Origin of the sequence: Streptomyces sp. NBC_01352, assembly GCF_036237295.1 — a bacterium.
Taxonomy (GTDB): Bacteria; Actinomycetota; Actinomycetes; order Streptomycetales; family Streptomycetaceae; genus Streptomyces; species Streptomyces plumbiresistens.
In genome coordinates this window covers 10,830,554-10,847,730 of sequence record NZ_CP108354.1, presented here as the reverse complement: position 1 = coordinate 10,847,730, position 17,177 = coordinate 10,830,554, and the positions used below count along the sequence as shown (strand labels likewise).

Sequence of the window (17,177 nt, the reverse complement as noted above, 5' to 3'; positions counted from 1 at the left end):
CGCACTTCGCCATTGTCGGTCGCGGGGATGTCGTCGTGTATGCAATCTGTCACTGCCCCGTCGGGCTCGGGCTCGCCGTGCCCGACAGACCTGGCCGCGAAGCACGGCTACGAGCCCGCGAGCCGGCCCGGTACACCGCGCACCGGGAGGGGATGACTCGGGGACGGTGTGCCCGGCCGCGGGACGGTCCGGTGGAACACATCGTGCGGACGTCACCTTGACACCCAGCGGATAGTCCTTCTGCCCGGCCGAATCCGACAGCTTGGCCTGTAGCTTTTCCCCGCCGTCTTCGATCTCGACGCGCCGAAGATCGTCACATCTGAAACGGTCACGACGAAGCGGCCGAACTGCACTTCGGGAGTGAGGTCACCCCAGTCACCCCACCACCGGTGACGCCATCGGATTTCACTCGCTGTATGGCATGTGATGTGCGCTACAGCGGGCATGTTGTCGGGATCCTTCCAGCGGGCTGGCGTGATCATGGCGGCATGACCCATATGAGCCGCCGCACAGTGCTGACCTCCGCTCTTGCGACCGCCGCCGCGGGAACGACCCTGGTCACCGGAGTCGGGGTGACGGCGGCGCATGCCGCCGGCGAGGACGACTTCTACAACTCGAACACCGACCTCTACACCCAACTGGCCGGGCAGGAGGGTACGGACTTCGGCCGTCGCTACAAGCGGCACCAGATGCTCGACAGTGATTCCTCCGGGAAATCACCGTTCCATCGCACGACCATCATGGCCCTGCACGGCGGTGGTATCGAGATCGGCACCTCCGAACTCTGCCTGGGCATAGCCGGTTACGACCCGAAAGACCTGTCGGTCTGGACCCCGGACGGCGGGCATGTCCACGACTACTGGATGTTCGAGGGCCTCCTGTCCACGGGCAACAGCAAGCTGCACGTCACTTCGAAGAACTGCGACGATCACGTCGCCCGCTCCATGGCCGCGAGCAGCCTCAACGTCCTGAGCCTGCACGGCTGCAAGGAAGAGCAGGCGGGCGCCACCATGTCCGTGGTGGTCGGCGGACTCAACGCCGACTTCAAGACGTATCTGCACGACGAACTGCGGGCTGCCGGTTTCAACACCATAGACGGATCCACCAAGCCGGACCTCGCGGGCGTCAACACGACCAACCCCTGCAACCTGACCATGCTGGGCAAAGGCGGGCAGCTGGAGATCACCACCGACCTGCGCCAGAGCCTGTTCGGTGACTACAGCAGCCGTCCCGCGCGCGCCAGGACCGCGACCTCCGACGCCGACTTCGTCCGCTTCACCGGTGCCTGCCGCAGGGCGATAGCCCGCCTCGAGGCACAGGCCGACCAGCAGATCCTCTGACCTCGACCTACCTGGAGCTGCCGAAAAAGCGGTCTCCTCCTCCTTGCCGCCGTCTGCACGGGCAAGTGCATGCTCGCTCGCTCGCCATGATGCGGTGTCGTTCGGGGCCGGCTGGAGCGGTCGGTGAGGCCACGTTCGCCTTCGGGCTCGCCAGCGGCGGATCCGTTTATGGACGGTGGCGCGGAAGATGCCCATTTCGGCGGCCACAAGGGCGACTGCGCGGCCAGAGCAGACACGCTTGACCAGCAACCGCCTGCCGTGAACGCTCAGACGGGCATTGCGGTGCAACGCGAAGACCTCCGTGCGGTGCAGTCCTGGACAGCTCCCCGCCCCGGAGGTCTTCGCCATAATTCGAGCCCCGCCACCGTCAACAACGCTCGTGATCAATACACCTAGCCGCAGGTGAGGTGCTGGGGCGGATCGGCGTCGGCTGCCCGCCCCAGGGACAGCGATGCGCAAACGCAGCCGGAGGCCCGATCTTGTGTCGCCGTTCGCAGTGGACTTCTTCGCGTACCCGCTCAGATCGGTCAACGGCGCACCCGATAGCGCAGGTGAAGCACCCGGTTGCCCTGAATCACCACGTCAGGATCCTCCAACAGGTGCTGCGCGTCGACCGACCCGAAGTAGCGCTTGCCGGACCCGAACACGACGGGTACGACGTCCATGCGCACCTCGTCGACCAGGCCCGCGGCAAGCACCTGGCCACCGACGTCACCAGCGGCGACCTCGACGATTCGGTCACCCGCTAGCTCCTGCGCCTTGGCCACGGCTGCCTCGACGCCGTCGACGAAGTGAAACGGCGCCTCGGGGTCCCAGCCCTCGGGCTCCGGCCGGTGCGTCACGACGACCACGTGGTCGATCCCGCTCGGAGGCTTCCCGTCCCAGCCGTCCGTCAGGTCGAAGACGTGGCGGCCGGCGATTGTCACCCCGATCTGGTCCCAGTACGGCCGGGTGTAGTCGTAGGACGTCTGTGACACCTTCAACGCGCCGCTCTCGTCCAACGGGACGTCACCGCTGGACAACCAGTCGAACAGCGGTCCGGGCTGGTCGTTCTCGTCCGCGACGAAGCCGTCCACCGACACCGAGGCGTACATGACCACCTTGCCCACGGGGCTCTCCTCTGCTTTGGGGTGCCCCCAAATTAGCGTGTCGTGAGCTGTCGCTCTTGTAAGAAATCAATCGGCCGGCAGCGGCCAGCTGTCCAATACGTGGCCTGGATGTTCGCGCAGGAACCGCCGCCGGATTTCGACGTACCGGGTCGGCGTGAGCCCGGTGAAGGCCCGGAACTCGTGGCCGAAGTGGGCCTGGTCGAAGTAGCCTGCGCCAGCGGCGAGGTCGGCCCAGTCGATCGGTCCGGCGGGGTTGATCGAGAGCACGGTGGCGGCGAAGCGGTAGCTGCGGGCCAGCCGCTTCGGCGTGACGCCGATGAGCTCCTTGAACCGCTGTGCCAGATGAGTGCTGCTGACACCGGCTGCCACGCTCAGGTCGCCGATCGCCACCGCCCCGCTGGTCGCCGCGATGACGCTGCTCGTATGGCGGACCAACCCCAGGCCGGCGGTCTCGCACAGTCCTCGCATCAGCTCCTCCTCGAGCAGCGTCGGCATCTCGTGCGGTCCGTCCGCCGTGGCCAGCCGGTCTCGCAGCTCAGCAACCGTGGAGGGCTTCGCCCCCTCGGGCAGCGGCCAGGACCACACGATGTCCAACGGCTCCGCCATCTTCGCCAGCATCAGCCGGCCGCCCCGGAAACGGAACCCGCTGGTCGTGTACTCCGCCGACCTCCGCGACCTGTTCCGCGACTTGAAACGCGGATACCTCGCCCGCTTGCCGAAAAAGTGGGTGAACGCGGTCTGCAAATGCCGCAGCGTCTACTGCAACGGCACCGACGACACATCATTCAGGAACGCCAACTCCTCGGTCTGCTTCCACGCCGTCAACATCGCCGAAGTCTGGCCGTAGTTGACCCGCTCCCGCCGCGCCCACGCCTGCGTCCGGGCGGCGAGCGCCAGGTTGTAGACCTTCCGCACCCACCCGAACGTTCGCGACAACTCCACTGCCTGCGCATCACTGGGATAGAAGCGGTACCTGAACGCCCGCTTCACATGAGTCGCGGCCCCGCCCACAAACCAACCAGACGGCAAGTCAACATCAAACCTGCGGGTCAGGGCACTGCGATCTGCCTGGCGGCGAATCCCGCTCCATGCCCTGCTCCGTAGGATTTCGTTTCCTCCCCCGGCTAAAGCCGAGGGTATCCACGAAGGGATTCCGATGAAGCTGCCCGCGTACTGGATGACGCGTCCCGCTCCACCTCCGGACCGCAGAACGTCGGCATCCTTCGACCGACTGCTGGAGCAAGCGCTCGCGAACGGTCCCGATGAGCCCATCGACTACCGGCTCGAGGCGCCGAAATGGCAGTTCCTCTGCCATGCCGCAGACCGCGGCAGACTGCTGTTGCACGGCTCGGGCAACCCGGCGATCAGCCGCTTCGAACCCCGGCAGCCGGACGACAGAAGCGAGTTCGGCAACCGGCGCGCGGTCTTCGCCGCCGGCGACGGCCTCTGGCCGATGTACTACGCGATCCTGGACCGGGACCGCCACCCGATGTCGTTGCTCAATGGCTGCGCCCGCATCGCCAACGGCAGCGAGCGGCTCGGCGAGCCGCAGTACTACTTCTCCATCAGCGCGCAGGCGCTGAAGCAGCAGCCCTGGCGTCCCGGCACGGTTTACCTGCTGGCCGCCGGCACCTTCGAGTTACAGCCGCGGATGCTGGTCGGCGATGTCTCGGTGCAGCCGGCCCAATGGGCAAGTCCCGTACCAGTGACCCCTGTCGCCAAACTAGCCGTGCAGCCGGAGGACTTCCCGTTCCTGGACCAGATCCGCGGCCATGACGATGAGCGGGTCTGGACCCGTGCCGCCGCGGACCCGGATGGCTTCCCCTGGCATGAGAAGGCGTGACGCATGCGTCGCGTCGCGGCGCCGCTTAGCGGTGAGATGGCGTCCGACGACATCCGGCAGGCAGACCATCGCTGACTTCGCGGCCGCCGCCCGGCGTGCCGTCGCCGGCGACCCGGAGTGTGTCCGGCCCATGCGTGGTGCTCCGCATGAGATTGACCTTGCTTCAGGCCACGGTCTCCAGCGGGGTCGAGTAGGGCCCGTTCGACGTCGCTGGTGTCGGAGGGGCGGCGGTAGCGGGCCGGCAGAACACGGTCCGCATACTGCGGGCGCTGTACGAACGGCTGGACGGGCTCCAGGACACCGCGCCCGCATGGAGGCGACCACCAGCATCTCGCCCTGAGCGTCGCCCGGCGCCGCACCCCTCTCGGCTCCGGGCGACCACCGCGAAGCCCCCGGCGGCCCGCTCTGCAGCAGCGGTCGTCGGGGGCTTCTCATTGACTGCCGGGTCAGCTTCCGGTTGTGCAGCAAACGGACATCCGCACCGCGCCGACCTGCGTTTTTAGGTCAGAAGGCAAGGACCTGGCTGGGCATGCGCCTGTCAGACCATGCTGTGCGGAAGTGAGGGTGGGGGGGCACACCGCTCCTCCGAAGCCCGCTGCTGAGGAGAATCCATGAAGCGCATCCGCAATGCCGCCGTGTCGACCGCCTTGACCGCGATCGTGATAGCCGGCGGCACCGTACTGGCGGCCAGCCCGGCCTCCGCCGCGCCGGCCCGCGACGTGGCCGCGTCCGGACCTGTCAATGCGTCCGCCTATTACTGCGGCTACGACAACCGTGTGACACCGCCCACCATCCGCTACGGCAGCTCCGGCAACACGGTCCGCGAGGCCCAGTGTTTGCTCATCTCGCTCGGCTACTCCGTCGGCTCGTCCGGGATCGACGGCCAATTCGGTCCCGCCACCCGGTCCGCCGTCTACGCCCTGCAGGCCGACTACGGGCTCTCGTACGACGGCATCGTCGGCCCCCAGACCTGGAACTGCCTGCGCAACTGCTGATCGCCGCGCGGCGAGCCGCCCCGGTCCCCCGGGGCGGCTTCCCCCGTTCCGCACCACCTTGGAAGGAAGCGCTTATGCCATCCCTACGCTCGATTGCGGTGGCCGCGGCAGCCGCCGCCCTGACCGCCGGTCTCGGCACGCCGGCCGCCGCCCTCACCGCCGCCCCCGACGCCGCGCCCGCCGACGTCCGGCCGGCCGCCTGGTACTGCGGCTACGACAACCGTCCCACGCCACCGTCCGTAAGCCCCGGCAGCACCGGCAACACGGTCCGGGAACTGCAGTGCCTGCTGACCCAGTGCGCCTACTACACGGGTCCCATCAACGGCGTCTTCGACAGGGCGACAGCGGTCGCCCTCCGCGCCTTCCAGAACGACCACGGCATCCCCTACGACGGTGTCGTCGGCCCCCAGACCTGGACCGCGCTGCGCACCTGCGACGTGGCCTAGGCATCAGGAGCCGGACGCCCTGAGCAGCGCCGATCCCAGCGGGGTCGGGGTGTGCACCACGGTGTTGCCCCGACGCGTCGACGTGGTCAGGCCCGCCGCCCGCAGCGTCGTGGCGTGCAGACTCGCCGTGGGCGCGGTGACCCCAGTGCGGCGGGCCAGTTCACCTGTGGTGCAGCTGTTTCCGATGGCCGTGAGGCACGCGGCCCTCGTCGGTCCCAGCAGATTCGCCAGCGCCCGGGCCCCGGGGGCGTGGTCGGGGCCGGCCCACCACTCCGGTCCCCGCTCGACCGGATACATCAGCACCGGCGGCAGCCCCGGGTGGACGACGGTCACGGGCCAGCGCCAGCAGAACGCGGAGGGCGCCAGCACCAGCCCCCGCCCGGCCAGTCGGATCTCTCGCTGCACCGGGTGGCGCACCTCAAGCACCGGTGCCTGCCACAGCATCGCCGGCCGCATCGCGGCCAGCAGCCCTTCGGTCCCGTGGTCGAGCACGGTGCGGGCCCGGGCGGCGCGTTCCGCGTCGACGAGTGACCGCACCCGCGGCCAGAAGGGGGCGATCGCCACGTGGTGGTACGCACGAAGTGCCGCGCCGAGCCGCGCCAGCGCTGCCGGCTCACCCTCCGCCAACGGCCGCAGCCACGACGGCGCCCCCGGCAGCGCCGCCAGCTCTCGCCGCAGCCGAACGCGCGGCGTGCCGAGCACCGCCTCGATCCCCGCCTCCAGCCCCTGCCCCGCTCGCTGCGGAGTCAGGAAACCAGGGAGGTCGCCCGCCGGAGACACGAGATGGCGCAGCAGTCGCACATACCGCTGCGGCAGTTGACAGAGCCGGTCGCGGACCTGCGCCCGCCACGGGTCGAAGACAGCACCGCCCCAAGTGCCGCGGAGCAGCCTGATGCTCATCACGGTTTCCCATAGGGGGTCCGGTCCGCTCGCGAACCTGACCCGGCTGAGATCCTCATTGGTGATATGCACGCGCAGCATTGCATCCCCCGCAACACAGCTGTCCCCCGGCTTGCCGCGGCTCACTGTGCACTACGTTCGTCACGGCCAGGAAGCTCTTTTACGCCACACCTGTCGGCGTACGGGCTTCTTTCGCTCTGGCAAGAATTTCGTAGGCGGAGATCATCTGGGTGCGGCGGTCGCCGGTGCCGCGTAACGACGGCGTAGATGGGCGATGAGCATGACGCGGTGGCGGAGCAGGGAATCCCGGCGGGTCCCGCCATGGTGCGTTTCGGAGCTTGACGTCGGTGATGTGGCCTTCGTCGACACCGGAGTTGCAGGGGGTGGTGATGAGCGTACCCGGCGACTCTTTGGAGCGATATCGATAGAGTCCGAGGGACCGCTGGCCGATTCACGCGCCGACTCGGAGCATCCGTGCGCCAGCATGCGAGGGACCGGCTGAGGGGCGGACCACAGCACTGTGTTGCGCCCCCTCTCCGGCTAGATGATCATGATCTGCCAGGCCCGGGCGACCTCGCGTACGGCCCGCCGGTGTCACCCCGGCGGGATTCGGCGCACCGCGCTGGGCGACACCCGGTCCCCATCCCCGGGTTGATCCTGGCCCCACCACCCTCGTGACGTCGACCGCACCCTTTCGCCGTTCTCCTCGACGCGGCTTCCCGGCCCGTACGACCGTAGCCGTCCCGTTCCCCGCGCGGCCGCGCCCCTGCAAGCGGGTCGACCACGACCGCCTCGCCCGCCGCATGGTCCGGCGCCATGCGAAGGGATGACGGCGGCCGCCGTCGCGGCGGCCCTTGAGGACCCCCGCTTCGACGCGCACCAGGACTCCCGCCACGCGCCTTTGGCCGGCGACGAACGCGTCCGGGCGGAGATGGCGGAGCTCGCGGCGCAGGAGCGCATCGACCAGCTGCTCGCCGCCACGGCCCCGGGCACCGCCGGGTTCGTCGGGCATCGCTCAAGGTGCAGCCACGGCCTCGGCCTCGGCCAGCGGGGGCAGATGCAGGATGGTGCGGCTCAACGTGGCGCCCAAAGCCACGACCGCCATGACCGACGCGATCGACAGCAGAGCGGCCGTCACACCCCAGCGGTCCAGGATCAGTCCCGAGGCGAGCGGCCCGACCGGGGTCACCGCGCTGCCGATGAGGGCGAGGCTACTGATCACCCGGCCCTGCAAGTGGTCGGGCGTGATGGTTATCTGGTAGGTGTACAAGATCGCGTTGGCCGCCGGAGCCAGGAAGAACGCCACGGCCAGCAGCGGCCCGATGGCCCAGGCAGTGGGATGGACTGCCATGGCGGGGATAGCCGCGGCCGCCACCCAGAACATCGCCAGGACGACCGACGCCGGGTTGCGCCGCTGCAGCCGGGGGGCGGCCAGCGCGCCCAGTAGTCCCCCGGCGCCGGAGATCGCCATCATCACGCCGACGTCGGCCGGTGCCGCGCCGCTCTGCCGGGCGGCGACGATCACGGTGAAGGTCAGCGCGGAGAACACCAGGCTGAAGCCCGCGGCCGTCACCAGCAAAACGCGCAGGAACCGCTGCCGCCAGGTCCACCGCAGGCCCTCGGTGATGTCGCGCAGCAGAGTGCCCGACCGGTCCGCGACCGGGACGGCGGGCGTCGGGGATTTGATGGCGAGGACCGCGGCGAAGGACAGCAGGTAGGCCGTGAGCTCTCCGGCAAGGGGGACTGTTCTCCCCAGGTTGAACAGCAGGCCGCCCAGCGGAGGGCCGGCGATCGAGGCTCCGTACTGACGGGCTTCGTTGTGCGCGAGGGCCTGAGGCAGGTGTTCAGCGGGAACCACGCGCCGTAGCATCGCCGTCTCCGCCGGCTGGAAGAACACGCCGCAGGCACCGCTGATCACAGCCGCGGCGAGCAGCATCCGCCAGTCGAGCAACCTGAGCAGCGAACCGGCGACGGTGGCGGCGAGCAGAGCGGCTCGCATGAGATCGCAGCTGAGCATCGTGCGCCGCCGATCCCACCGGTCGACCAGGGCGCCCGCCGGCAGGCGCAGCGCGATGCCGGCGGTCATTGCGGCGGATCCGATCAGCCCGGCATGGACGGCTGAACCGGTCAGTTCCAGCGCCAGCAGAGGGTAAGCAACGGAGGCGACCTGGGAACCCAGCGTCGAGGCCAAGGCGGCGCTCCAGAGGAGGACGAAGTCGCGGTTGCGGCGCAGTGGCTCAGCCATGATCGCGATTATGTACAATCTTTAAAGAAGGTACAACTAAGAGTGGTGGAGGAACTGCCGTCCTGTGCAGACATCGATGCCGACGCAGTGCCCTTCACCGAGGCGCGCCCAGCTGCCGAGCTGATGGGGCGGATGGCGTCCGGCGGCGAGCGGACCCTGCTCAGCCGCCATGGCAAGCCGGTGGTCGCTCCGGTGTCGATCGCCGATCTGCAAGCGCTTCAAGCGACGTCCAAAGGGCGGCGCTGAGCAGGTCATCACCCTGGGGCGGTCGTCGTTCGTCCGTGCCGGGCCGCCCCCTGCTCCGGCCGTGCCGTTTGGACATCGCGGCCCAGGATGTCCGCCGGACGACGCCTCCTGCTGCATCTCCCCTGAATGTGACGCAGCAGGACGTTGGTTCCACGAAGTCCTCGAACGTGAGCTGCTGCTGGACGGTGCCGAGGTGTTCCGGCGGATGGTCGAAGGTGACGCGGTAGTCGCTGCCGGAAAGGTCGACTGATCGGCGGCTTCCCGCCGAGGGCGGTGTGCGGGCGCTCGCGACATCGTGAAGGTCTCGCTCGCCGACAAGGATGGCAAGCAGATCGGCACCTCCAGCGCCGCGACCACGACCGTGCCGCGCGGGGTGAGTGCCGAGGAGCGAATCGTGCCGGGGCGAAGGATATGAGCGGTGGCGGCACCGCTGACACCAGCACGGCCACGGTAACCGGGCTGGACCGGGTGCCCACGCCGTAACGGTCGAGACAGTCACCGCTCCCGGACTGCGTAGGTCAGGTGGGTCACCCGCTGCGTCGGCTCCGCGCGGACCGGCTCCAGGGCCACGCGACCCGCGTCCACGCCCTCGAACAGGCGGATTCCGCTGCCGAAGAGCACGGGTGAGAGCGCGATCGAGAACTCGTCGACCAGGCCGGCGTTCACGTACTCCAGGATCGTTGCGCCGCCGCCCGCGATGCGGACGTCTCGGTCGCCGGCGGCCTCGCGGGCCTGGTCGAGCGCGGTCTCGATGCCGTCGTTGACGAAGTGGAAAGTGGTCCCACCCGGCCGCTCCCACGGGTCACGCTTCTCGTGCGTCATGACGAAGACCGGCGTGTGGAACGGTGCCTCCTCCGGCCACGCCCGCTCGCCGAGGTCGAACATGCGCTTGCCCATGACACTCGCGCCGGTGCGCTCGAACGTCTGCCGCGCGACGTCGTTGTCGCGCCCTTCCTCGCCGCCCTCGCCGAGCTTCAGGTTCTCCCGGAAGAACCGCTGCGGGAATATCCACTGCTGCAGTTCCATCCACTGCGCCGCCCAGCGCTGGAGCTGCGGGTCGTCCTGCCGCTCAGGCGAGATGATCCCCTCCAGCGACTCCGGCGCGATGAACCCGTCCAGCGACATCGACACGCTGAAGAACACCTTCCCGGCCATTAGCCCTCAACGCCCTTCCGAAGGGTCTCGGTGACGTAGGCAGCCAGGTTGCTCAGGGTCTGCCGGCCGCCCTCGATCGCGTGGTACTTCTCGACCGCCTCGTCGCGCAGTTCCTTGGTGGGGAACACCGTGCGCATCTCGATCCGCGTCGCCGCCCCGTCGGGCGCGAACGTGAGGACCGACTCGAAGGCGTTCGGGTCGTCGCGGGACTCACCGTGCAGCAGCGCGATCCCTTCCGGCGGGACGATCTCGGTCCAGGAGATCCACTCCTGGTAGTCCGTCCCGTCCGGCCCGTGCATCACGAAGTCCCACACCCCGCCGACGCGGAACTCGAAGGACCGCGTGGTGGTGGTGAACCCCTCCGGCCCCCACCACCGCGACAGGTGCCGCACCTCGGTGAACGCCTCGAACACCAGCTCCCGTGGGGCCTCGATGACCCGGGAGATCACGATCTCGCGATCGGCCGTCGGGGACTGCGCCGACGCTCCTCGTTCCGTCGCGCTCATCAGCTACTCCTCCTGCCTTGCTTGCTTGAGGTCCTGCACATACGCGTCCAGCCGGTCGAAGCTCTCGTTCCAGAACCGCTCGAACCCGCCGGCCCACTCGTGAACCGGTCGCAGCCCGCGGGCGTCAAGGCCGTACAGGCGCTGCTTGCCTGCCTTGCGGTCTCGCACCAGCCCGACCTCCCGAAGCACCCGCAGGTGTTTGGACGCCCCCGGCTGGGTCATCCCCAGCTCCTGGGCCAACTCGGTCACCGGCCGCTCACCCGCCCGCAGCAGCACCAGGATCTCCCGGCGCTGCGGCTCGGCGATCGCGTTGAAAACGTCCGACGTCGTCGCTGCTCGTGCCATGACAGTCATCGTATGCCCATATCGGCATGCGTCAAGCCGAGAGGAATCAAGCGGGCCTTACCGGATGACGATTGCAATCCTTGTCAGCGGCTGCGGGAAACACGCGCCGTGCCGTGATGCTCTGACTTGCCGACGTCCAGGGCGCAGAAGACATCGATCAACGTGAAGTCGTTGCTGGTCACCGGGCTTTCCCTCCCCTCCCGGGACGACCGGTGGCCTGCCAGGGATCATCAAGGACAGGGGCAAGGAGTCATACCGGCCCCGATGGCCACGAACCCGAACCGGGCTCTACGACGAAGGTAATGGGCTCTTTTCCAGCGGTCGTGGACGCGAGGGTCAGCCGGGCCAGGTGCCTGTGAGGCGGCGGGTGGCGGTGGCGCCGCCGCGGTCGACGGCCGCTTTGACGCCGGCGAAGATCGCGCCCTGCAGGACGGCTGCCGACACCACCTCGCGCCAGGTGCGGTGCTCGTCAGTGGCGTCGGGGGCGTCGGGGGCGTCCTCATCGTGCCCGAGCTTCTTCCAGATCTGCTTGAACAATCCGCCGGCCAGGACGCCGCTGAGGGCGCCCATGGCTACGCCGACCGGCTTGTAGACGATCTTCGAGGCTTTCATCGGTGCCTCCTGGAACGGCGGATGAGCAGTACCGCGATCAGTGCGCCGACGGCGAGCAGCGGGGTGCGCTTGTCCCGCGCCGCTTGCATGCCCTGGCCGGCCTTCTCGCGTACCGGTTCCGGCGCCTTGTCCCGGGCCAGTTCCGCGACGTGCACGGCCTGGCCGCGGACCTGCTCGGTGGCCGCGGCGGCCTTGGTACGCACCGGCTCGGGGGTCCTTTCCTGTACCGCGTGGGCCGCGTGCGTGGCCCTGTCCCTCAGCTGGGTCCTGATCTGGGTGGTCTTCTCGGTGACCTGCTGTTTTACGGCCGTCGTCTTCTCCTGGGCCCGGGTCTTGACGTCGCTCTTCGCCGCGAGCGCCTCGACGGTCTCGCCGAGTTCCTCGCGGGTCGCCTCCACCCGCTCCCGCAGTTCCTCAGGGGAAGGGGTTGCCTCATCGCCCGGGTGCGGCTTGTCCTTGGTCATCGCTGCGCCCTCTCCTTGATCTCGGCCGCATCGGCCTTGACTCTGTCCACGGTCCGCTGGGGCGTCGGTGGGGACGCCTTGCTGACTTGCTGCTTGCCGAGCGCCGCCATCAGCGCGGTGACGGCGGCCAGGACGCCGGTGACGATCAGTGCCGCCACCCACACATCCATGGCCAGCGACAGCGCGGCGATCACGGTGGCCACCAAAGCCTGCAGGGTGAGCAAACCCATCAGGCCGGCGCCGCCGAACAGGCCACCGCCCTTGCCGAACCGCTTGCCCTTCTCGGTCATCTCCGCCTGCGCCAGCCGCATCTCGTCACGGACCAGCTGCGACAGCTGCTGTGAGGCACGCTGGACCAGGTCGCCCACCGGTTCCTGCGCTCCGGCATCGGTGCGGTGGGAGCTGTCTGCTGTCATGGGTGCTCACCTGCCCTTCGGCGGCGTGTGTGGCAGGCCCGGCGGACTTCGTTCGCCCTCGCGCGGCCATGGCCTGCCTGGTGGTCGGACCGGCTGTCCGAGTACCCCCACGTCAGCGCATCACCGCCCGTCAGAACACATGTCGCCCCCGCAGGCGCCGTGCGCCGCGTACCAGGGCGGCCGCGGACAGCCCGATCGCGCCCCCGGCGCCACGTCGGAGAGGTAGCGAGCACCGCTGTGCACCCGCTCGGCGGCCACCGTCACCGCCGACACCGCACAGGCGGCACCGGCTGCCGGCCACACCTGCGCGACGGCACCCGCGAAAACGAAGGCCGCGGCGGTGTGCCCGGAAGGGGTGGTAAAGCTGTCCGGGCGCTCCTGAAGTTCCTCCACCGGAACCCATTCCCGTGGTGGGCGGCGCCGCCGGTACAGCTTCTTGGCAACCGGATTCGACAGCACCTGGGCCACCGTCATGGCAGCCACCCCGCGGCTGCAGCCGTACGGCCGCGCCACCCACCGAAAAAGGCGGCCATCGCTAGGCAGCCATCGCTAGGCGGCCAACGCTGTGGCCGTCGCCCCACCACAGCTCGGTGTGCTCGGCCGCTTCCTGTACCGCGGGCGCGAGCCGCCGCGCCCAGAGCGGTCCCGTCCGCATGCTGCCATGGTCGACAGGCTCGCGGTCTTCCTGGGGTGGATGCACCATCACGGTCTCCGGCGGCTCTGCACCCAGGACCACCTCCGACTGCCCGGAGGTCTGCATCATCCCGGAGCTCGCTCTCTCAGGTGACTCCCGAACGGACCTGCCAGGCGGGAGGCAGCCGTGCCGCCCCTGAGACGGGGGCAGACATATCACCCGAAAACTGGCAGGCTGTGAGACCGTCACTCACCACGCTGAGGACCTCACCGCATGGCTCACGAAGCCCCGCCCATCCCTTCGGCCCCAACTCCTCGCCCCGACCTTGCCCTGGCTCAGGACTGCAGGTACTGCCATGAGTGGGGCACCGTCGTCACGCCCGCGGGCCACCACGAGCTGTGCCCGGCCTGCCAGCACCGCACCAGCGAAGTCATCGACACACGGCCGCCTGAAGAACCGGTCGACCGCGCGTCCGCTCACCCGTAAGTCGCCGGCGCGCAGAGCGGCGTCCACGTCGCCCGCCTGAACCGCGGCCACGAATCGCTCGTTGGCCGAGCGCTTCATGGCCACCACCGCCTACCGTCTGCTGCCCGCCGGACGGCCCCGCCTCACTTCAGGTGCCGGTGCTGGAACCGGTACCCGTCCTCCGTCCTCCAGCTCCACGGGGTGCCGTTGAGCCCGCCCAGATTGGCGTGCAGTTGGGGTTCAGCGACCGAGGTTCAGCGCGTTTGATCCGGCGCCGCTTCCGGGCTCCGACCGAACCGCCGCCCGATCTCCTCTTGCCTGTTCTATGCAATACCCCATAAGTTACCGACAGGTAGCTCGCTTGGCGGGCCACGTTGTCGTCGGAGGGGTGGCGGGCGGGTGAGCCCTCGCAGGAGTGACAGCCGTGACCGCATGATCCTCAGTGCCGCTGCCCTGCTGCGTGAATACGGGGCGAGCGCGACCAGCATCGACCGGGTGCTCGCGTACAGCGGAGCCCCTCGCGGCTCGGTGGACCACCACTTCCCCGGCGGGCGGACGGAGCTCATCGACGAGGCGGTGGCACTCGCCGGGGACTTCATCGCGGGCCTCATCGACGCCGCCGTACAGGCGGACGATCCGGTGCAGGCCGTCGACGCGTTCTTCGCGCTGTGGCGCGACCGACTCGTGGAGAGCGGCTTCAGGGCCGGCTGCCCGATCGTGGCGGTGGCCGTCGAGACCAACGACGACGCACCCCAGCTTGCACGCTCCGCCGCCGCCGTCTTCGCCCGCTGGCAGGAAGCTCTCGCGGCCCTCTTCGTCCGGCACGGCCTCACCGAGGAACGCAGCCGCCGGCTCGGCGCCTTCATCATCGCCGCGGTCGAAGGCGCGGTCATCATGTGCCGGGCCGAACAGAGCACCACCCCGATCGAGGCAGCCGCCGCCGAGATCCACGACCTGCTCCTCCACGCCCTGCGCGACCGCCCCGGTGCCCGACCCGAGCCCCGGCCGTAACCCGCAGCCACGTGAACCAGTCAGCTCAGCCCGAAGGAGTCGTCATGCCCTCGCTCGACCGCCACGACAACGTCTTCGTCCTCGACCTCGGAGACGGAGAGAACCGCTTCCACCCCGACTGGCTCACCGCCGTCAGTGCCGCGCTCGACGAGGTGGAGAAGGCGGAAGGCCCCCGCGCCCTGGTCACCGCCGCCACCGGCAAGTTCTATTCCAACGGGCTCGACCTGGACTGGCTGTTCGCCCACGCCGACCAGCACCAGGACTACGTCGTCTCCGTCCATGAGCTGTTCGCGCGGATGCTGTCGCTGCCGGTCATCACGGTGGCCGCCCTGCAGGGGCACACCTTCGCCGCCGGCGCGATGTTCTCCCTCGCCCACGACTTCCGCGTGATGCGCGCCGACCGCGGCTACTGGTGCCTGCCCGAAGCGGACATCAACATCCCCTTCACCCCCGGCATGGCCGCCCTCATCCAGTCCCGGCTGGCCCCGCAGACCGCCCACGCGGCCATGGTCACCGCCCGCCGCTACGGCGGCTCCGACGCCGCGGCCGCCGGCATCGTCGACCAGGCAGTCACCGAAGACGCCGTGCGCTCCGCTGCCATCGAGATCGCCCAGGCGCAGGTGAACAAGGCCGGCGACACCCTGGGCACCATCAAGGCCCGCATGTACGCCCTCGCCCTGGCCACCCTGCGCGACACCACCAACCCACTCGGCTGAGCCAGGACCTCACCTACCTCAACAAGCCGCGCACCTCGGGCACTTCCCCGGGGTGCGGGGTGTCCCGGCTGCCCACCGCATGAGCAGACAGGGCCGACATAATCCGTTGACGGGGGCGCCGCCCCGCCCGACGATCAGGCGCATGTCCGCCGCCCTGGCGCCTCTGCGCCACCGCCCGTTCCGTCACCTCTTCATCGGTACGACGGCCAACCTGCTCGGCAACGGAATGGCGCCGATCGCCCTGGCCTTCGCCGTGCTCGACGCCACTGGCTCGGTCGGCTCCCTCGGGTTGGTGGTCGGTGCCCACTCCCTCACCAGCATCCTCTTCCTGCTGTACGGCGGAGTGTTGGCGGACCGGCTGCCGCGCGGCCCGCTGCTGGTCGGCAGCAGCGTGGTCAGCGCCGCGAGCCAGGCGGTGGTCGCCACCCTGGTCCTCACCCACAGCGCCGCCATCCCCCTGCTCATGGTGCTCGCCGCGGTCAACGGGGCGTCAAGTTCCTGCTACCAGCCCGCCGCCCAGGCCCTGCTGCCCCAAACCGTGCCGGTCGAGTCCCGCCGCGCCGCCCTCGCGCTCTCCCGGATCGCTGGCAGCAGCGCGATGATCGTGGGCGCCTCGCTGGGCGGCGTACTGGTCTCCGCGGTCGGCCCCGGCTGGGGCCTGGCCGTCGACGCGCTCAGCTTCGGGCTCGCCGCCGCGTCCTTCGCGCTGGTCCGCGTCCAGGTGGCGCCGCCCGGGCCCAGCCCCGGCCTGGTGCATGAACTGCGCGTCGGCTGGCAGGAGTTCACCTCCCGCAGCTGGGTGTGGGTGATCGTGGCGGCCTTCTGCTTCCTCAACGCCGGCATCACCGCCTCGTTCACCGTCCTCGGCCCGGCCGTCGCCGACACGACCGGGATCGGCCGCACCGGCTGGGGCCTGGCCGTCGCCGCGTCCTCGCTCGGCGCGGTCGCCGGCGGCGTACTCTCGCTGAGATGGCGGCCCCGGCGCGCGATCCTGGTCGGCTGCGCGCTGATGGGCCTGACGGCGATGACCCCGCTGCTGCTCGCGCTCGCCCCGTATACCTGGGTGCTGGTCGTGGCCAACTTCGTGGCGGGCGTGGGCGTCGAGCAGGCCGGCGTCGCCTGGTACTCGACGCTCAACGAGCAGATCCCCGAGGACCGACTCGCCCGCGTCTACGCCTACGACGACCTCGGCTCCTACCTCGCGCTCCCACTCGCCCAGTTCGCCGCCGGACCCGCCGTACTCGTCCTCGGCCTCCATGCCACCCTCTACGCTGCCGCCGCGCTCATCCTCCTCGCCACCCTCGCCATGGTCGCCACTCCCTCCATCCGCGCGCTGGCTCCGAAGACCGCAGAACCGCTGCCCGCCCCGGAAGATCCGGCGCCTGGCGTCACCGCCGGAGCAGCTGGCCATGGCAGCCCGCCCCAACCGCCCTGACGACAGGTTCAAAGAGCCTCATCAGCGTCCTTCTCTGTTGACCAGATCCACGACGCTGCGGGCACGCGCTCGGGTGGGAACTCCGGGTGCCTTCCAGCCTGAACCTGGCGAGGAGCAGGTCATATGGGTGTTCTCAACCTCACGCCGCAGGTCATGGCAGCTGCGTTGCTTGAGGGCGGGATTCGACGTTCCACGAGAGTGTTTCGGTAACGGCGATGCCGAACACGGCACATCCCTGGATGGGCGGCTCCGGCGCGGACAAGGGCCACAAGGTGAATCCTGTTCACGGTCCGT

Annotated in this window: 19 protein-coding genes and 2 pseudogenes; 8 read left to right on the top strand and 13 right to left on the bottom strand. The window is 69.5% G+C overall.

Translation table 11 applies throughout. The features are described from left to right. The first annotated feature begins 488 nt into the window (after window positions 1-488). A complete protein-coding gene (locus OG252_RS49835; protein ID WP_329344800.1) occupies window positions 489-1,340 on the top strand; it encodes a poly-gamma-glutamate hydrolase family protein in 852 nt (283 codons plus the stop codon). Window positions 1,341-1,429: 89 nt separating this feature from the next. Here OG252_RS49835 and OG252_RS49830 read toward each other — a convergent pair. The 4 genes and pseudogenes from OG252_RS49830 to OG252_RS49815 all read right to left on the bottom strand — a co-directional run. Beyond that, window positions 1,430-1,628 (bottom strand): annotated as a pseudogene (locus OG252_RS49830) (leucine zipper domain-containing protein); the annotation flags it as partial. A 239-nt stretch (window positions 1,629-1,867) separates the two neighbouring features. Then, window positions 1,868-2,449 (bottom strand): dihydrofolate reductase family protein, encoded by a 582-nt coding sequence (locus OG252_RS49825; protein ID WP_266447103.1) that lies wholly within the window; start codon window positions 2,447-2,449, stop codon window positions 1,868-1,870. A 66-nt stretch (window positions 2,450-2,515) separates the two neighbouring features. Next, entirely contained in the window at window positions 2,516-2,917 is a 402-nt protein-coding gene (locus OG252_RS49820) for a helix-turn-helix domain-containing protein (protein ID WP_329345424.1), read from the bottom strand. A gap of 57 nt (window positions 2,918-2,974) precedes the next feature. Next, window positions 2,975-3,439 (bottom strand): annotated as a pseudogene (locus OG252_RS49815) (RNA-guided endonuclease InsQ/TnpB family protein); the annotation flags it as partial. A gap of 166 nt (window positions 3,440-3,605) precedes the next feature. Between OG252_RS49815 and OG252_RS49810 the strand changes: the two are divergent. The 3 genes from OG252_RS49810 (at window position 3,606) to OG252_RS49800 (ending at window position 5,733) form a co-directional block, all read left to right on the top strand. After that, entirely contained in the window at window positions 3,606-4,292 is a 687-nt protein-coding gene (locus OG252_RS49810) for a hypothetical protein (protein ID WP_329344797.1), read from the top strand. Window positions 4,293-4,903: 611 nt separating this feature from the next. Continuing rightward, entirely contained in the window at window positions 4,904-5,287 is a 384-nt protein-coding gene (locus OG252_RS49805; RefSeq protein WP_266447098.1) for a peptidoglycan-binding domain-containing protein, read from the top strand. Window positions 5,288-5,385: 98 nt separating this feature from the next. Continuing rightward, a complete protein-coding gene (locus OG252_RS49800) occupies window positions 5,386-5,733 on the top strand; it encodes a peptidoglycan-binding domain-containing protein (RefSeq protein ID WP_329344795.1) in 348 nt (115 codons plus the stop codon). Between the two features lie 3 nt (window positions 5,734-5,736). Here OG252_RS49800 and OG252_RS49795 read toward each other — a convergent pair whose 3' ends face one another. Both OG252_RS49795 and OG252_RS49790 read right to left on the bottom strand, forming a co-directional pair. Further along, entirely contained in the window at window positions 5,737-6,633 is an 897-nt protein-coding gene (locus OG252_RS49795; protein WP_329344793.1) for an ArsR/SmtB family transcription factor, read from the bottom strand. A gap of 1,015 nt (window positions 6,634-7,648) precedes the next feature. Then, window positions 7,649-8,878 (bottom strand): MFS transporter, encoded by a 1,230-nt coding sequence (locus OG252_RS49790; protein WP_329344791.1) that lies wholly within the window; start codon window positions 8,876-8,878, stop codon window positions 7,649-7,651. A gap of 42 nt (window positions 8,879-8,920) precedes the next feature. Here OG252_RS49790 and OG252_RS49785 point away from each other — a divergent pair, with 42 nt between their 5' ends. Further along, window positions 8,921-9,124 carry a hypothetical protein gene (locus OG252_RS49785; protein ID WP_329344789.1) on the top strand — a complete coding sequence of 68 codons (204 nt, stop codon included), beginning with the start codon at window positions 8,921-8,923 and terminating at the stop codon, window positions 9,122-9,124. 495 nt (window positions 9,125-9,619) lie between these two features. Here OG252_RS49785 and OG252_RS49780 read toward each other — a convergent pair whose 3' ends face one another. From OG252_RS49780 to OG252_RS49750, 7 genes are all read right to left on the bottom strand, one after another. Beyond that, a complete protein-coding gene (locus tag OG252_RS49780; protein ID WP_329344787.1) occupies window positions 9,620-10,279 on the bottom strand; it encodes a dihydrofolate reductase family protein in 660 nt (219 codons plus the stop codon). Then, window positions 10,279-10,785: an SRPBCC family protein gene (locus OG252_RS49775; RefSeq protein ID WP_329344785.1), complete on the bottom strand. Its 507-nt coding sequence runs from the start codon at window positions 10,783-10,785 to the stop codon at window positions 10,279-10,281. The genes OG252_RS49780 and OG252_RS49775 overlap by 1 nt, the downstream gene beginning before the upstream one ends. Before the next feature lie 3 nt (window positions 10,786-10,788). Then, window positions 10,789-11,130, bottom strand: a complete 342-nt coding sequence (locus OG252_RS49770) for an ArsR/SmtB family transcription factor (RefSeq protein WP_128376371.1) — start codon at window positions 11,128-11,130, stop codon at window positions 10,789-10,791. A gap of 336 nt (window positions 11,131-11,466) precedes the next feature. Beyond that, entirely contained in the window at window positions 11,467-11,742 is a 276-nt protein-coding gene (locus OG252_RS49765; protein ID WP_329344781.1) for a DUF4235 domain-containing protein, read from the bottom strand. Beyond that, window positions 11,739-12,206: a DUF3618 domain-containing protein gene (locus OG252_RS49760; protein ID WP_266447075.1), complete on the bottom strand. Its 468-nt coding sequence runs from the start codon at window positions 12,204-12,206 to the stop codon at window positions 11,739-11,741. Before OG252_RS49760 ends, OG252_RS49765 begins: the two co-directional genes overlap by 4 nt. Next, complete coding sequence (locus OG252_RS49755; RefSeq protein ID WP_329344778.1) at window positions 12,203-12,622, bottom strand: phage holin family protein; 420 nt, start codon at window positions 12,620-12,622, stop codon at window positions 12,203-12,205. The genes OG252_RS49760 and OG252_RS49755 overlap by 4 nt, the downstream gene beginning before the upstream one ends. A 120-nt stretch (window positions 12,623-12,742) precedes the next feature. Beyond that, window positions 12,743-13,096: a phosphatase PAP2 family protein gene (locus tag OG252_RS49750; protein ID WP_266447069.1), complete on the bottom strand. Its 354-nt coding sequence runs from the start codon at window positions 13,094-13,096 to the stop codon at window positions 12,743-12,745. Window positions 13,097-14,153: 1,057 nt separating this feature from the next. Between OG252_RS49750 and OG252_RS49745 the strand changes: the two genes are divergently transcribed. The 3 genes from OG252_RS49745 (at window position 14,154) to OG252_RS49735 (ending at window position 16,883) form a co-directional block, all read left to right on the top strand. Continuing rightward, complete coding sequence (locus OG252_RS49745; RefSeq protein WP_266447066.1) at window positions 14,154-14,732, top strand: TetR/AcrR family transcriptional regulator; 579 nt, start codon at window positions 14,154-14,156, stop codon at window positions 14,730-14,732. A gap of 44 nt (window positions 14,733-14,776) precedes the next feature. Continuing rightward, window positions 14,777-15,448 carry an enoyl-CoA hydratase-related protein gene (locus OG252_RS49740; protein WP_329344775.1) on the top strand — a complete coding sequence of 224 codons (672 nt, stop codon included), beginning with the start codon at window positions 14,777-14,779 and terminating at the stop codon, window positions 15,446-15,448. Between the two features lie 142 nt (window positions 15,449-15,590). Beyond that, window positions 15,591-16,883 (top strand): MFS transporter, encoded by a 1,293-nt coding sequence (locus tag OG252_RS49735; protein ID WP_329344772.1) that lies wholly within the window; start codon window positions 15,591-15,593, stop codon window positions 16,881-16,883. Window positions 16,884-17,177 lie beyond the last annotated feature (294 nt).

What these genes read in the sequence shown, in the direction of transcription:
- OG252_RS49760 (WP_266447075.1), bottom strand. Translation starts at nt 12,206, where the DNA reads ATGACCAAGGACAAGCCGCACCCGGGCGATGAGGCAACCCCTTCCCCT.
- OG252_RS49780 (WP_329344787.1), bottom strand. Translation starts at nt 10,279, where the DNA reads ATGGCCGGGAAGGTGTTCTTCAGCGTGTCGATGTCGCTGGACGGGTTC.
- OG252_RS49790 (WP_329344791.1), bottom strand. Translation starts at nt 8,878, where the DNA reads ATGGCTGAGCCACTGCGCCGCAACCGCGACTTCGTCCTCCTCTGGAGC.
- OG252_RS49745 (WP_266447066.1), top strand. Translation starts at nt 14,154, where the DNA reads ATGATCCTCAGTGCCGCTGCCCTGCTGCGTGAATACGGGGCGAGCGCG.
- OG252_RS49835 (WP_329344800.1), top strand. Translation starts at nt 489, where the DNA reads ATGACCCATATGAGCCGCCGCACAGTGCTGACCTCCGCTCTTGCGACC.
- OG252_RS49750 (WP_266447069.1), bottom strand. Translation starts at nt 13,096, where the DNA reads ATGACGGTGGCCCAGGTGCTGTCGAATCCGGTTGCCAAGAAGCTGTAC.
- OG252_RS49820 (WP_329345424.1), bottom strand. Translation starts at nt 2,917, where the DNA reads ATGCGAGGACTGTGCGAGACCGCCGGCCTGGGGTTGGTCCGCCATACG.
- OG252_RS49810 (WP_329344797.1), top strand. Translation starts at nt 3,606, where the DNA reads ATGAAGCTGCCCGCGTACTGGATGACGCGTCCCGCTCCACCTCCGGAC.
- OG252_RS49740 (WP_329344775.1), top strand. Translation starts at nt 14,777, where the DNA reads ATGCCCTCGCTCGACCGCCACGACAACGTCTTCGTCCTCGACCTCGGA.
- OG252_RS49765 (WP_329344781.1), bottom strand. Translation starts at nt 11,742, where the DNA reads ATGAAAGCCTCGAAGATCGTCTACAAGCCGGTCGGCGTAGCCATGGGC.
- OG252_RS49735 (WP_329344772.1), top strand. Translation starts at nt 15,591, where the DNA reads ATGTCCGCCGCCCTGGCGCCTCTGCGCCACCGCCCGTTCCGTCACCTC.
- OG252_RS49755 (WP_329344778.1), bottom strand. Translation starts at nt 12,622, where the DNA reads ATGACAGCAGACAGCTCCCACCGCACCGATGCCGGAGCGCAGGAACCG.
- OG252_RS49770 (WP_128376371.1), bottom strand. Translation starts at nt 11,130, where the DNA reads ATGGCACGAGCAGCGACGACGTCGGACGTTTTCAACGCGATCGCCGAG.
- OG252_RS49775 (WP_329344785.1), bottom strand. Translation starts at nt 10,785, where the DNA reads ATGAGCGCGACGGAACGAGGAGCGTCGGCGCAGTCCCCGACGGCCGAT.
- OG252_RS49795 (WP_329344793.1), bottom strand. Translation starts at nt 6,633, where the DNA reads ATGAGCATCAGGCTGCTCCGCGGCACTTGGGGCGGTGCTGTCTTCGAC.
- OG252_RS49805 (WP_266447098.1), top strand. Translation starts at nt 4,904, where the DNA reads ATGAAGCGCATCCGCAATGCCGCCGTGTCGACCGCCTTGACCGCGATC.